8 protein-coding genes are annotated in these 15,351 nt (G+C 70.4%); 4 read left to right on the top strand and 4 right to left on the bottom strand.

The genetic code is table 11. The features are described 5' to 3' along the window. Nucleotides 1-22 precede the first annotated feature (22 nt). From ACIBVP_RS36855 to ACIBVP_RS36865, 3 genes are read left to right on the top strand one after another with little or no spacing between them, the layout of a single operon-like run. A complete protein-coding gene (locus ACIBVP_RS36855) occupies nt 23-1,441 on the top strand; it encodes an endo-1,4-beta-xylanase (protein WP_396111103.1) in 1,419 nt (472 codons plus the stop codon). Then, on the top strand, nt 1,438-4,293 hold the full coding sequence (locus ACIBVP_RS36860; RefSeq protein ID WP_396111104.1) for a glycosyl hydrolase family 95 catalytic domain-containing protein: 2,856 nt from the start codon (nt 1,438-1,440) through the stop codon (nt 4,291-4,293). Before ACIBVP_RS36855 ends, ACIBVP_RS36860 begins: the two co-directional genes overlap by 4 nt. Nucleotides 4,294-4,297: 4 nt before the next feature. Beyond that, entirely contained in the window at nt 4,298-5,539 is a 1,242-nt protein-coding gene (locus ACIBVP_RS36865; RefSeq protein WP_396111105.1) for a cellulose binding domain-containing protein, read from the top strand. A gap of 54 nt (nt 5,540-5,593) precedes the next feature. On the opposite strand, the gene ACIBVP_RS36870 is transcribed toward ACIBVP_RS36865, so the two are convergent. The 4 genes from ACIBVP_RS36870 to ACIBVP_RS36885 all read right to left on the bottom strand — a co-directional run bounded on the left by ACIBVP_RS36870 (nt 5,594) and on the right by ACIBVP_RS36885 (nt 14,298). Further along, nucleotides 5,594-6,154, bottom strand: a complete 561-nt coding sequence (locus ACIBVP_RS36870) for a DJ-1/PfpI family protein (RefSeq protein WP_396111106.1) — start codon at nt 6,152-6,154, stop codon at nt 5,594-5,596. Between the two features lie 22 nt (nt 6,155-6,176). After that, nucleotides 6,177-7,874: a ThuA domain-containing protein gene (locus ACIBVP_RS36875; RefSeq protein WP_396111107.1), complete on the bottom strand. Its 1,698-nt coding sequence runs from the start codon at nt 7,872-7,874 to the stop codon at nt 6,177-6,179. Nucleotides 7,875-7,886: 12 nt separating this feature from the next. Continuing rightward, nucleotides 7,887-10,676 carry a PQQ-dependent sugar dehydrogenase gene (locus ACIBVP_RS36880; RefSeq protein ID WP_396111108.1) on the bottom strand — a complete coding sequence of 930 codons (2,790 nt, stop codon included), beginning with the start codon at nt 10,674-10,676 and terminating at the stop codon, nt 7,887-7,889. Nucleotides 10,677-10,845: 169 nt separating this feature from the next. Further along, a complete protein-coding gene (locus tag ACIBVP_RS36885; RefSeq protein ID WP_396111109.1) occupies nt 10,846-14,298 on the bottom strand; it encodes a ThuA domain-containing protein in 3,453 nt (1,150 codons plus the stop codon). Nucleotides 14,299-14,583: 285 nt separating this feature from the next. Between ACIBVP_RS36885 and ACIBVP_RS36890 the strand changes: the two genes are divergently transcribed. Further along, the gene (locus ACIBVP_RS36890) at nt 14,584-15,330 is read left to right on the top strand and encodes a FadR/GntR family transcriptional regulator (protein ID WP_396111110.1); all 747 of its coding nucleotides are present in this window, start codon (nt 14,584-14,586) and stop codon (nt 15,328-15,330) included. Nucleotides 15,331-15,351: the final 21 nt, after the last annotated feature.

The raw sequence follows: 15,351 nt of genomic DNA on the forward strand, positions 1-15,351 counted from the left end.
TCAACGACGAAAGAGGGTTGCGATGACCACCGGAACACGCGTCAGAGCCGTGCTCACCGCGATCACCACCGCGGGGCTCGCCGCGGCCGGGCTCGTGCTGTCGGCGACGCCCGCGAGCGCGGCGGACACACTCGGTGCGGCGGCGGCACAGACGGGCCGGTACTTCGGGGCGGCGGTCGTGCCGAACCTGTTGAACGACGGCTCGTACTCGGGCACGTTGAGCCGCGAGTTCAACAGTGTCGTGGCCGAGAACGCGATGAAGTGGGACGCCACCGAACCCAACCGCAACCAGTTCAGCTACGGCGGTGGCGACCAGATCGTCAGCTACGCCCGCGCTCGTGGCATGAGCGTCCGGGGTCATGCCCTGCTGTGGCACGCGCAGCAGCCGGGTTGGGCGCAGAACCTGTCCGGCAGTGACCTGCGATCCGCGGCGATCAACCACGTCACCCAGGTCGCCACCCACTACCGCGGCCAGATCCACTCCTGGGACGTCGTCAACGAAGCCTTCGCCGACGGCACCAGCGGCACCCGCCGCGACTCCAACCTCCAACGCACCGGCAACGACTGGATCGAAGCCGCCTTCCGCGCCGCCCGCAACGCCGACCCCAACGCCAAACTCTGCTACAACGACTACAACACCGACGGCATCAACCCCAAGAGCACCGCCATCTACAACATGGTCGCCGACTTCAAGAACCGCGGCGTACCCATCGACTGCGTCGGGTTCCAGAGTCACCTCAGCTGGAACTCCAACCTGTCCAGCTACCAGGCGAACCTGCAGCGCTTCGCCGACCTCGGCGTGGACGTGCAGATCACCGAGCTGGACGTGGGCGGCTCCGGGTCGGGTCAGGCGAACGTCTACCGGCAGGTCACCCAGGCGTGCATGGCCGTGGCCCGCTGCACCGGCATCACCACGTGGGGGATCACCGACCGGTACACCTGGCGCCCCAACGACACCCCGCTGCTGTTCGACTCCAACTACCAGAAGAAGCAGGCGTACCAGGCCGTCCTCGACGCGCTCAACGGCGGCGGCGGAAACCCCGGCACGGGTACGCCTCTGCGTTCGGCCGCCTCGAACCGGTGCCTCGACGTACCGAACCAGACCACCGCGACCGGGACCCAGCTGATCATCTGGGACTGCAACGGCCAGGCCAACCAGCAGTGGACGTACACGTCGGCGAGTGAGCTGACCGTCTACACGGGAGACTCGCGACGCTGCCTCGACGCCTCGGGCGCCGGAACCGCCAACGGCACACCGGTGATCATCTGGACCTGCCACGGCGGCGCCAACCAGAAGTGGAACCGGAACGGGGACGGCACCATCCGCAACGCCCAGTCCGGACTGTGCCTCGAGGTGAGCGGCAACGCCACCGCCAACGGCACACTGGTCCAGCTGTGGAGCTGCACCGGCGGTAACAACCAGCGGTGGGCCGCGCAGTGAACGATGGACTGACCCGCAGGCAGGCGCTGAAGCTGGGTACGGGCGTCGCGATCGCGAGCGCCGGGTGGACGGCGACCGCCCGCGCCGACCCGGCGGCGCCCGCCGACGTGCGGGCCGCGGGCGACCTCGCGTTGTGGTACGACGAGGCGGCGGGCTCGGACTGGCTGCGTGCGCTGCCGGTCGGCAACGGCCGCCTCGGCGCCATGGTGTTCGGCAACACCGACACGGAACGGTTGCAGCTCAACGAGGACACGGTCTGGGCCGGTGGTCCGCACGACTACGCCAACCCGCGTGGTGCGGGCGCGATCGCGCAGATCCGGCAGCTGGTGTTCGCGAACCAGTGGTCGCAGGCACAGAGCCTGATCGACCAGACGATGCTGGGCAGCCCGGCCGCGCAGCTGCCGTACCAGCCGGTCGGCGACCTGCGGCTGACCATGCCCAGCACCAGCGGTGTCTCCGGGTACGAGCGGTGGCTCGACCTCACCACGGCGACGTCGGTCGTCACCTACGTCGCGGGCGGGGTGCGGCAGCGGCGCGAGGTGTTCGCCAGCGCGCCGGACCAGGTCATCGTGATGCGCCTGACCGGGTCGGTCTCGTTCACGGCCGCGTTCAGCAGCCCGCAGCGGGTCACCGCGTCCAGCCCGGACAGCACGACGATCGCACTGGACGGCGTTTCCGGCGACGCCAGGGGCATCTCCGGGTCCGTCCGGTTCCTGGCGCTGGCCAGAGTGATCGCCGAGGGCGGGAGCACCAGCAGTTCCGGCGGCACGTTGCGGGTCTCCGGCGCCACCACCGTGACCCTGCTGGTGTCGATCGGCACCAGCTACGTCGACTACCGCACGGTGAACGGCGACTACCAAGGCCTCGCGCGAGCCCGCCTGAGCGCGGCCCAGGCCAGTTCCTTCGACACCCTCCGCGCCCGGCACGTCGCCGACTACCAGGCGCTGTTCGGCCGGGTCACGATCGACCTCGGGCGGACGTCGGCGGCCGACCAGCCGACCGACGTGCGGATCGCCCAGCACGCATCGGTCAGCGACCCGCAGTTCTCCGCGCTGCTGTTCCAGTACGGCCGGTACCTGCTGATCTCCTCGTCCCGGCCCGGCACCCAGCCGGCGAACCTGCAGGGCATCTGGAACGACCAGATGAGCCCGCCGTGGGACTCGAAGTACACGATCAACGCCAACCTGCCGATGAACTACTGGCCGGCCGACACGACCAACCTCGGGGAGTGCCTGCAGCCGGTGTTCCGCATGCTCGGCGACCTCGCGGTGACCGGGGCACGGACCGCGCAGGTCCAGTACGGCGCGTCCGGCTGGGTCACCCACCACAACACCGACGCCTGGCGCGGCACGTCCGTGGTGGACGGCGCGTTCTGGGGCATGTGGCAGACCGGCGGGGCGTGGCTCGCCTCGCTCGTCTGGGACCACTACCGGTTCACCGGCGACGTGGAGTTCCTGCGCGCCAACTACGGGGCGGTGAAGGGCGCCGCCCAGTTCTTCCTCGACACGCTCGTCACCGAGCCCAGCCTGGGGACGCTCGTGACGAACCCGTCGAACTCGCCGGAGCTGGCACACCACTCGGGGGTCAGCGTGTGCGCGGGCCCCACGATGGACTCACAGATCCTGCGAGACCTCTTCGACGGGGCCGCCGCCGCGAGCGAGGTGCTCGGGGTGGACTCCGGCTTCCGCAGCCAGGTCCGGTCCGCGCGGCAGCGGCTCACGCCGATGAAGGTCGGGTCGCGCGGCAACCTCCAGGAATGGCTGTACGACTGGGTCGAGACCGAACCGAACCACCGGCACGTCTCGCACCTGTACGGCCTGCACCCGTCGAACCAGATCACGCGGCGCGGCACCCCCGCGCTGTTCGACGCGGCTCGCCGCACGCTGGAGCTGCGCGGTGACGCGGGCACCGGCTGGTCCCTCGCCTGGAAGATCAACTTCTGGGCGCGGTTGGAGGACGGTGCGCGGGCGCACAAGCTGGTCCGCGACCTCGTCACCACCGAGCGGCTCGCGCCCAACATGTTCGACCTGCACCCGCCGTTCCAGATCGACGGCAACTTCGGCGCCACGTCAGGTATCGCGGAGATGTTGCTGCACAGCCACAACGGTGAGCTGCACGTGCTGCCCGCGCTACCGACGGCCTGGCCGACGGGAAGCGTCACCGGGCTGCGCGGCCGCGGCGGCCACGCCGTCGGCGCCACGTGGTCGGGCGGCCGGATCACCGCGCTGACCGTCACGCCCGACCGGGCGGGCACCGTCCGGGTCCGCAGCCGCATGTTCACCGGCACCTGGGAACTGCGGGACACCACGGCAGGCACCGTGGTCACTCCGGCGAAACCGGAGAGCGACCTGGTCGAGTTCACCGCCGTCGCCGGGCACACCTACCGCGCGACCGGGAACGAGTCCAGCTCGGTCGTCGAGACCGGCGTGTACTACCGGCTCGTCGCCCAGCACAGCGGAAAACTCGCCGACATCAGCGGGGTGTCCACGTCGGCCGGTGCGCTCCTGCACCAGTGGTCGGCGACCGGCGGGACCAACCAGCAGTTCGACTTCCTCGACTCCGGCGGCGGCTACCACCGGGTCCGCGCGCGGCACAGCGGTCTGGTGCTGCAGGTCGCGAGTACGAGCAGCGGCGCCGACATCACCCAGCAAGCCGACACCGGCGCCACGAGCCAGCAGTGGCGGGTGGTCGACCAGGGGAGTGGCGTGGTCAGCATGGTCAACCGGCAGAGCGGCCTCGCGATGGACGTGTGGTCGGCGGCGACCACCGACGGCACCCGCATCTCCCAGTGGACCGTCACCGGCGCCGCGAACCAGAGGTTCCAGCTCCAGCGCGTCCAGCAAAGGGAGTGATGTGATGGGAAGACACAGAGCCTGGTTCGGATCCGTCGCGGTCGCCGCGGTTCTCGTGCTGACCTCGGCCGTGCAGGCCGGCCCGGCGGCGGCCGCCCCCTCCGCGGGGTGCGGGTCGGCGCCCGGGCTGGCGAGCGGCACCCACACGATCCAGAGCGGCGGGCAGAACCGCACCTACATCCTGCGGCTGCCCGCCAACTACGACCAGAACCACCAGTACCGGTTGTTCTTCGGCTTCCACTGGCTGAACGGCACCGCGAACGACGTCGACTCCGGCGGAACCGACGGCTACAACTGGTCCTACTACGGGCTGCGGCGGCTCGCGGACGGCGCCGGTAACGGCACGATCTTCGTGGCACCGCAGGGCCTGAACAACGGCTGGGCCAACTCCGGCGGCCAGGACGTCACACTCGTCGACGACATCCTGCGGCAGCTCCAGGCAGGGCTGTGCATCGACACCACGCAGATCTTCGCGGGCGGGTTCAGCTACGGCGGCGGCATGAGCTACGCGCTGGCGTGCGCCAGGGCGAGCGTCTTCCGCGCGGTGGCCGTCTACTCGGGCGCGCAGTTGAGCGGGTGCGCGGGCGGCACCCAGCCGATCGCCTACATGGGCATCCACGGGCTCACCGACAACGTGCTCGGCATCGGGCTGGGCCGGGGCCTGCGGGACACGTTCGTCCGCAACAACGGCTGCACCGCCCAGAACCCGCCCGAACCGGCGCAGGGGAGCCGTTCGCACATCGTCACCGCGTACTCGGGGTGCCGGGCCGGGTACCCGGTCGTGTGGGCGGCGTTCGACGGCGGGCACACCCCGGGCCCGGTCGACGGCGGCGGCGACGGCTGGCGGACGTGGACCTCGGGCGAGGTGTGGAAGTTCATCACCCAGTTCCAGAGCAGCGACCCCGACCCCGATCCCGAGCCGGAGCCGGGTGCCTGCCGGGTCAGCGACTCGGTCAACGCCTGGAACAGCGGCCTCACCGCGGAGATCACGATCACCAACACCGGCACCGCCGCGGTGAACGGCTGGTCGCTGGTCTTCACCCTGCCCGCCGGGCAGACGATCACGTCCGGGTGGAACGCGAGCTACTCGCCGACGTCAGGACAGGTGACGGCCAGGAACGTGGCCTACAACCCGGGCATCCCGCCGGGCGCGTCGGTCAGCATCGGGTTCCAGGCCGGTCACACCGGCAACACCGCGGAGCCGACGTCGTTCACGCTGAACGGCGCGCCCTGCACGGTCGTCTGAGGACGTGATGGCGCCGGGCGCCGGCCTCCCGTGGAGCCGGCGCCCGGCGATCCGTCATGCCGGTGCCGACTTCTCCAGCACCGCCATGAACGCGCGGGACCACTCGGGCAGGTCCGGCCAGCCCCGGCAGGAAACCATGTTGGCGTCCACGACGTCCGGTCCGTCGACGAAGGTGGCGCCCGCGTTCTCCACGTCGGCCCGCAACGGCGGGAAGGCCGCGGTGACACGGCCGCGCAGGAGCCCGAGCGCGGCGGGCACCTGCGGGCCGTGGCAGATCGTGCCGACCGGGAGCCCGTGGTCGAAGAAGTGCCGGACGATCCGGGCCACGTCGGGGTCGGTGCGGAGGTACTCCGGTGCGCGCCCGCCCGGGATGACGAGCGCGTCGTACTCCTCGGGCGCCACGTCGGCGACCGCGACGTCCACCGGCAGCAGGTGGCCGGGTTTCTCGGTGTAGGCGTCGCATTCCGGTTCGAAGTCGTGCACCACCAGCTTCACCGGCCGGGTCGTCAGCGCGGCGACGACCGCCTCGTGCCCGCCTTCGCGCAGGCGGAACACCGGGTACATCGAGTCCAGTTCCTCGGCGGCGTCGCCGGTCAGTATCAGCACACGTGCCATGTCGTCCCTTTCGTGTTCGGGGTCAGAGGAGCGTCCAGCGCTGGTTGGCGCCGCCGTGGCAGCTCCAGACGATCAGCTGGGTGCCGTTGGCCGACGACCCGCCGTTGGCGTCGAGGCAGCGGCCCGAGGCGCCGTTGACGATGGCGCCGTTCGACTGCGGGGCCCAGTTCTGCGTCGCGGCGCCGGTGCACGTCGACAGCTGCACCTGGCTGCCGTCCCCGGTGCCGGCGGCGGTCATGCACTTGCCCAGTGAACGCAGGGTGCTGCCGTCGCGGGCCCACTGCTGGTTGGCCTGGCCGTTGCAGGTCCACAGCTGCACCTTGGTGCCGTCGGCGGAGCTGGCCCCGTTGACGTCGACGCACTTGCCGCTCGCGCCGGTGATCGGGCCCGCGGTCGGCGTGCTGCCACCCAGCTCCTTGATCCGGATGTTGCGGAAGGAGACGTCGTCGCCGGTGCCGTGGTTCTGGACACCGATGTAGCCGGAGGTCAGCGAGCGGTTCGGGTCGGTGTTGGTGAAGTCGTTGACCTTCACGCCGTTGAGGAACACCTGCAGACGCTCGCCCTCGACCAGTGCCTCGAAGGTGTTCCACTCGCCGGGCGGGTTGAGCGCGGCGTCGCGGGCGGCGGTGTCGGGCGCCTGGAAGCCGTAGACGGCGCCGGTGGTGCGGTCCGCCGAGTCGGTCGCGTCGATCTGGACCTCGTGGCCCTGGTTCAGCGACGTGTTCGGGTCGGAACTGGCCGGGAAGCCGAGCAGCACACCGGAATTGTCGTCGCCCGCGAGCCGCCAGTCCAGCTTCAGCGAGAAGGAGTGGAACTCCTTGGCGCTGTACCAGTACGTGCCGAGCCCGCCGAAGGAACTGAGCGTGGCGTCACCGTTGGTGAAACCGCCCGGCCCGGCCTGCGACCAGCCGATCGTGCCGCCGTTGTACAGCGTGGTGTAGCCGGTCTCGGGCCGGCAGTCGGCCTTGGTCCGGTTCGCCGCGTACCGGATGCCACCCAGCACTTGCGCCCGGAACCCGGACTCGGCGTAGCTCGCCTGGGTGTGGCCCGCGCCGGTGTAGAACGACCGTCCACCGTGGACCACCTGGCACCACGTGTGCGGATGGTCGGCGCCCATCGTGCCGCCGGAGTAGGTGGACTCGTCGAGGGTGGCGAGCACCCGCGCGGTCGACCGGACGTTCGAACGGAAGTTGTACCACTCGTCGGTGCGCACCACGGACTGGCCGAGGTGCTGGGTGGCCTGGTGCGCCCGGTTCTCCACCCGCACGGTCGCCTGCTGGATGGCCGGGTGCGACGAGAAGTACGTGCCGACCAACTGCCCGTAGAACGACCAGTTGTACTCGGTGTCGGCGGCCGAGTGGATGCCGACATACCCGCCGCCGCCCCGGATGTAGGACTCGAACGCGCTCTGCTGGGTGTCGTTGAGCACGTCGCCGGTGGTGTTGAGGAACACCACCGCCTCGTACTGGGCGAGGGTCGAGGCGGTGAACCGGGACGAGTCCTCGGTCGCGGTCACCGTGAAGTTGTTCGCCGCCCCCAGTTCCCGGATCAGCGCGATGCCCTGCGGGATCGCGTCGTGCCGGAAACCGGCGGTCTTGGAGAACACCAGGACGTCGTAGGGCGCGTCGGCGGCGCTCGCGGTCGGGCTCGCGCCCACGGTGAGCGCGGCGAGCACGGCCGCGGTCGCGCCGAGCACGCGCCGGGTGAACGAGTGTGTCATCTCGCTGCCTTTCTACGACAACGTCCAGCGCTGGTTGGCGCCGCCGTTGCAGGTCCAGATGATCAGTTGCGTGCCGTCCGCCGACGACGCGCCGTACGCGTCCAGGCACTTGCCGGCCGCGGTGCGGATGGTGCCGTCGGACCGCACGGACCAGTTCTGCGCGGCGCTGCCCACGCACGTGGACAACTGCACCGCACTGCCGTCCGCCGTGCCCGCCGCGGTCATGCACTTGCCCAGGGCGCGCAGCGTGCTCCCGCTGACGGTCCACTGCTGGTTGGTGCCGCCGTTACAGGTCCACAGCTGGACTTTCGCGCCGTCCGCCGTGCTCCCGCCGTTGACGTCGACACACTTGCCGCCGAGACCGGTGATCCGGTTCGTGGTGCCGCTCGAGGACGCGCCGAACGTGAAGGCGTCCACGTCGAACAGGAAGCCGCTACCGCCGGAGAACGTGAGGTACACCGTGGTGGTGCCGCTCGGGACGTTCGACAGCGTGGTCGCCACCTCGGTGAAGGTGTCCCACCCACCGGTGGCCGGCACGGTCACCGAGCCGAGCACGGTGCCGGTCGCCGATCCGGTCCGCACGGTCAGCGTGCCACCGGAGGTATCGGAGGAGACCCGCGCGGAGAACCGGGTCTCGCCGCCGAGCGCGTAGGGCCGGAACGCGATCCAGTCGCCGTTGTGGATGTCGCCGACCGTCCTGCCGCCCTCCGCGGCCGACTTGTCGTACCGCGCCGTGCCGGACTGGCTGGTGTGGTGCTCGGCCTGGCGGTGCCGCAACTGCAGCGTGTGCTGCGTGTGCGTGGTCAGGGCAGGTTGGCCGTTCGCCCCGCCGTCGGTGTACTCGGCGTCGAACACCGCGTACAGGTTCGCGGCCGTGTCGTGCTCACCGTCCGCCGGGATCGACAGCGTGCCCGAGCACCCGGTGTTCGTGGTGATCAGGTGGGCGTGCTCGTCGTGGCCGAGCAGGTAGGACAGCTTCACCCGCGAGCAGTCGATCGTGCCGTCCTCGGGGTCGGTCGCGGTGATCGTGTACGGGACGGTGTCGCCGAAGGAGAACAGGGCCCCGTCGGCGGGCGTGGTGAGCGTGACCGCAGGCGCGGTGTTGCCGACCGTCACCGTCACGTTCGCGGTGGCGGTGAGCCCCGCCGGGTCGGTCACCGTGAGCGTCGCCGTGCGCTGGCCGTTCGACGAGTACGTCTTCGTCGGGTTCGCCGAGGTCGACGTGGTGCCGTCGCCGAAGCTCCACAGGTAGGACAGTGCGCCGCCCTCCGGGTCCGACGAGCCCGCCGAGGAGAAGCCCACCGTCAGCGGCGCGGTGCCGGAGGTCCTGTCGGCGCTCGCCCGCGCGGTCGGGGCCTGGTTGCCCGACGGGTTGTACTCGATGCGGTACAGCGCGGACTCGGAGTTACCGCTGCCCCAGCCGGTGCCGTAGTCCAGCACGTACAGCGCGCCGTCCGGCCCGAACGCGGTGTCCATGACCTGCGTGCCGCGCCACGGGAAGTCGTTGATCTGGCCCGGCGAGCCGTCGGCGTTCACGTCGACGGTCTTGATCCAGCGCCTGCCGAACTCGGACAGGAAGACGTGCCCGTCCAGCGCGGCCGGGAACTTGACCGTCGATGGGTTCGACGCGTCGTAGCGGTAGACCACGCCGCCCATCGGCGACTCGGAGCCGCAGCCGAACGCCGAGACCGAGCAGTTGTCGTAGTTGAGCCACGCCGCGCGGGCGGCCGGGAGGTTCCGCAGGCCGCTGTTGTTGGGGGAGTCGTTGACCGGGGCCGCGCAGTTGAACCGTGAGCCCGACGTGCCGGAGGCGAAGTTGTAGTCCACATAGGTCTCGGCGGTGGTGTTCCTGCCGGTGCAGTACGGCCAGCCGTAGTTCCCGGCGCTTGTTATCCGGTTGAACTCCACCTGCCCGGCCGGCCCCCGGCTGTTGCTCGCCGAACCCGCGTCCGGCCCGTAGTCTCCCAGGTAGAGCACGCCGGTGGCCTTGTCGACGCCGAACCGGAACGGGTTGCGCAGCCCCATCGCGTAGATCTCCGGCCGCGTGCCGGAGGTGCCCTGCGCGAACAGGTTGCCCGACGGGATCGAGTACGAACCGTTGGCGTTCACCTTGACCCGCAGCACCTTGCCGCGCAGGTCGTTCGTGTTGCCCGCGCTGCGCTGCGCGTCGTAGGCCGGGTTGCGGCCCGACCGCTCGTCGATCGGCGTGTAGCCCGCGGAGTCGAACGGGTTGGTGTCGTCGCCGGTGGACAGGTACAGGTTGCCCGCCGTGTCGAAGTCGATGTCACCGCCGACGTGGCAGCACATGCCCCGGCTGGTCGGCACGTCGAGCACGGTCACCGCGCTCGACGTGTTGAGCGTGTAGTCGGAGTTGAGCGTGAACCGCGACAGCCGGTTGACCCCGTTCCACGCCGAGAAGTTCGTGCCCGTCGCGGGTGCGTCCCCGCTCGGGGTGGACAGCGGCGGCGCGTAGTAGAGGTAGACGAACCGGTTGCTCGCGAACCCCGGGTCGACCCCGACGCCCTGCAGTCCCTCCTCGTCGTGGGTGTAGACCGGCAGCGTGCCGATCACACTGGTGACGCCGGCCGACGTGGTTCTGCGCAGCACGCCGTTGCGCGCGGTGTGCAGCACCGACCGGTCCGGCAGCACGGCGAGCGACATCGGCTCGCCGACCTCGCCGACACCGCGCGCCAGCTCGACCTGCTTGAAGTCGTCCGGGTTCACCGCGTGCGCGGCAGCGGGCTCCGGCGCGGTGATCGCCGGGAGTAGGATAGTGGCCGCGACCAGCGCAAACGCCGTCACGATCCGTACGAACAGGACTCTCGACCGAGCGAATGGGACACTCGTACGGGCTCGGGGAGCAGAACGGGCGGATCGTTCGTTGCCATGGGGAGAGCGTCGGGCAGGGCGGGCGAAGAGGCGTCGAGCGTGGATCTGCTCGGGCATGGGGGCTCCGGTCTCTGGGAGTGGGTCAGGGCAGGGTCCAGCGCTGGTTGGTACCGCCGTGGCAGGGCCAGACGATGAGCCGAGTGCCGTCGGCGGTGCCCGCGCCGTTGGCGTCGAGGCACTTGCCCGCGTTGGTCAGCGACCCGTTGGCGCCCGTGGTCCAGGTCTGCCCGGCCGCGCCGTCGCACGTGGAGAGTTGGACGGCGCTGCCGTCGGCGGTGCCCGCCGCGGTCATGCACTTGCCGAGCGCGCGCAGGGTGCCACCGTCGCGGGTCCACCGCTGGTTGGCCCCGCCGTTGCACGTCCAGAGGATGAGCGGGGTGCCGTCGGCGGAGTTCCCGCCGTTGACGTCGACGCACTTGCCGCTCGCACCCGTGATCGGGCCGCTCGTGACCGCGCCCGGGGTGCCGACGCCGTCGCCGACGAACGTGAGGGAGTCCAGGTCGTAGGGTGCGGCGGAGCTGGACCGGAACACCACGAACAGCTCGACCGTCCCGGACGGCCTGCTCACGTCGACCGGCGCGAGACTCACGTAGTTGTCCCAGCCGCCCGTGCTGCCCACGGTCGCGGTGGCCACCAGCGACCCGGTCGGTGACCCCGCCCGCAGCTCGATCGTGCCGCCCGGTCCCGGTGAGGACACCCGGAACGAGACCTGGTCGATGCCCGTCAGGTTCACCGGGCTGAACGAGATCCAGTCGCCGTTGTCGATGTCGCCGATCCGCCCGCCCGCCTCGGCGCCGGACTGGGACACCACCCGGATGCCGGACGAGCCGGTGAAGTGCTCGGCCTGCCGGTGCTTGGGCTGCAGCAGCACCTGCGCCCGGCCGGTGAGCGCGGGCACCCCCGACGCCCCGTTGTCCGTGTAGACCGCGTCGGCGACGTAGAACAGGTCCGAGTCCGCGCTGTGCCCGCCGTCGCCGTGCGTGGGGATCACCCCGGAACAACCCGTGATCGGGTCGAGCGGGTGCGCGTGCTCGTCGTGGCCGAGCCCGGGTGTCGTGACCACCCTGGCGCAGTCGATCGAGCCGTCCTCCGGGTCGGTCACGGTCACCGCGTAGGGCACCTCGTCGCCGAAGTCGAACATGCCGCCGTGCGGGGGCGAGGTGATCCGGACGGTCGGCGCGGTGTTGCCGACCGTCACCGGCACGTTCGCGACGCCGGTCCGCCCGTCCGGGGTGGTGACGGTGAGCTGCGCGTTGAACTGGCCGCGCGTGGTGTAGGTGTGCGACGGGTTGGCCGTCGTCGCGGTGGCGCCGTCGCCGAAGGTCCACCGGTAGGTGAGCGCGCCACCCTCCGGGTCGGCGGAGCCCGCGCTCGAGAAGCTCACCGTGAGCGGCACCCCGCCCGAGGACGGCGTGCCCGTCGCGCGGGCGACCGGCGCGCGGTCACCGGAGACGTAGTCGATGCGGGACAGCGCGGAGTCGGCGTTGTCGCGGCCGAACCCGGTGCCCCATTCGAGGAGGTACAGCGAGCCGTCCGGGCCGAACTTCGCGTCCATCGGCGACCGGAACGTCAGGTTCGCCAGGAACCGGTTGATCTTCAACAGGTTTCCCGAGCCGTCGAGCCGGAACTCGTGCATGGTGTTGCGTGCCCACTCACCGAAGAACGGCGTCCCGTCGAAGTACTCCGGGAACTTGGTTGGCGACGGGTTGTTCGCGTCGTGGTGGTAGACGGGGAAGGCCATCGGCGCCTCACCGCCGCCACCCATCTCGGGGAAGGCGTTGCCGTTGCTGCCGTTGCCGTACCAGACCGTGGCGGGCCGCGCCGAGGGCAGGCTGGTGAGCCCGGTGTTGTTGGGGGAGGTGTTGACCGGCGCCGAACAGTTGAACTTGGAGCCGGACGCACCGGAGGCGAAGTTGTAGTCGGTGAACGGGATGTTGTTCGCGACGCAGTACGGCCAGCCGTAGAAACCGGGGGATTTGATCACGTTCCACTCGACCAGACCGCCGGGTCCGCGGCTCGCGTTGTCCGCGCCCGCGTCCGGACCGTAGTCGGCCAGGTAGATGGTGCCGTCGGTGTCCACGGTGAACCGGAACGGGTTGCGGAAGCCCATCGCGTAGATCTCCGGCCGCGTCAACGCGGTGCCGGGCGCGAACATGTTGCCGCTCGGCACCGTGTACGTGCCGTTCGACTCCGGGTGGATGCGCAGGATCTTGCCGCGCAGGTCGTTCGTGTTCGCCGCGGTCTTCTGCGCGTCGAACAGGCTGCGTCCGGACCGCTCGTCGATCGGTGTGTAGCCACTGGACTCGTGCGGGTTGGTGTCGTCGCCGACGCCGACGTAGAGGTTCCCGTCCGGCCCGAACGTGAGGTAGCCGCCGGTGTGCCCGGGCTCGGACTGCCGTGCGGCGGGGATGGTCAGCAGCACCTGCTCGCTGCCGGACACCAGCGAGTCGCCGCTGATCGTGAAGCGGGACACCCGGTTGACCTCCTGCGACCCGGCAGGGGAGTAGAACAGGTAGACCCAGCCGTTGGCCGCGAAGCCCGGGTCGAGCGCCACGCCCGCGAGGCCGTCCTCGCCGCCGGTGTAGACGTTGAGCGTGCCCGCGGTGACCGTGGTCCTGGTGCTGGGCTTGTAGATCTTCAGCTGCCCGCCGTACTGGGTGTAGAAGACGCGGCCGTCGCGTGCGACGTCGAGCGTGCCGGGTGCCACGGTGTTGCCGTCCAGTTCGACGCGGTCGTAGCTCGACCACACCGTCGGGCCGCAGTCGGCGGCCACGGTGCCCGCCGCGGACCGAACCCCACCCAGGATGTGCGCGCGGAACAGGGGTTCGGAGTACGCGGAGGACTGGTGGCCCATGGCGGTCGCCCACAGCCGGCCGCCCTCGACGTCGCGGCACCACGAGATCGGGTGGTCGTGACCCATGCGCGACGAGCCGGGGTCGTAGGTCGTCTCGTCGGCGGTGACCAGTACGTGCACGTCACCGCGGGCGCTGCGGTCGAAGTTGTACCACTCCTCCGTGCGCGTCCACCGGTCCGGAAGTCCTTGCCCCGACGGGTGTTCGTGGTCGGCGACCTTCGCGGTGCCGCTGACCGTCGCCGAGTGCTGGGTCATGGTCATCCCGAGCGTTTGGTCCCACCACGGGAACTCGCTCTCGACGTTCATGTCCGTCGCGTTGTGGATCGCGACGATGCCGCCGCCACCGCGCAGGTAGTTCTGGAACGCCGTCCGCTGCGCCGCCGTGCTCCAGACCATGCCGGAGGTCTGGAACATGATCACGACGTCGTAGGTGGACAGTGTGGTGTCGGTGAAGACGGCCGAGTCCTCGGTTTGCGTGAGCTGCCAGCCGTTGTCGGCGGCCAGTTGCTGGAACATCGCGATACCGGCCGGGATCGAGTCGTGCCGGTAGCTCGTGGTCTTGGTGAACAGCAGCACCTTCTCGCCCGCCGCCGGGGCGGCGGGGGAGGTGGACGCGGTCAGGGTGATCACCAGCAGGGCGCAGGCGAACGCCGACGCCAGTTTGCCGAGTGTGTGTCGCACGGGTGCCTCCGGAGGCAGGGGAGAGGCGCGGTCGCGGGGAACCGTTCAGGTCTGCTCGCTCACCTCCGTTGGGAGCGCTCCCAAGACATCGCGAGACCGCCGCGGGCCGGTAATCGAGAGGAAGGGCCGCGACCGTCCGACGGACCGAAATGTTTCGGACTCAGTGGGGACGGCGGGTGTTGCCCGCATCACACCATAGCCTTCTCTTGTCGGTGGTCGTCAAGAGTCATCGGCGGATGAGTCCGACTCATCCGTGCTGATCATGTGCTCCGGTAACATTTCTCCGTGGAGATCCAGTCCGATTCGCCGTACCGGCCCGGGTACGAGCTGGTCGCCGAGCGGATCCTGGAAATCATCGCCGAGTCGGGGCTCCGGCCGGGTGACCGGATGTCCACCGAGAAGGACCTGGCCGTGCGGCTGGAGACCAGCCGGGGCATGGTCCGCGAGGCGGTCAAGATCCTTTCCGCGATCGGGTGGGTCAGGGCGCACAGGGGGCGTGGCCGGTTCGTCGCCGACGACGAGGGGGTGCTGGGTTCCGCGCGCTGGGGCGGGTTCTTCCTGCCCGCCGACCTCGACCACGTCTACATGCTGTTCGAGTTCCGCCGTGTCCAGGAGACCGCCGCGAGCAGGCTTGCCGCGACCAACGCGACCCCGGCCGAGCTGCGCGCCATCGAGGCGGCGGTCGAGTTGTGCGGGCTGGGGTACGAGACGGGCGAGATGGCGTTGTTCGACCGTGGTGACGACGACTTCCACCTCGCGGTCGCCGCCGCGTCGCACAACCAGTTCCTGGTCGCGTCGGTACGTGAGGCACGCCGCCTGCAGCGCCAGTCCAGCACCATCGGCCTGCACGGCTCCGCGGGTGGGCACGTGGCGGAGGCGGTCGCGGAGCACGCGGCGATCCACCGGGCGATCCGTGACGGGAAGCCGGACGAGGCGGCCGCGGTCGCCGGCGTGCACCTGGACAACACCCTCGAGGACTACCGGCGCGAGATTCAGCGCCGCCTCTTCGGTGGAGCGCCCCAAGAGCGTTAGCGCTAACATTCTTGCTCCGCC

The organism is Actinophytocola sp. NPDC049390 (assembly GCF_044466355.1).
Lineage (GTDB): Bacteria > Actinomycetota > Actinomycetes > Mycobacteriales > Pseudonocardiaceae > Actinophytocola.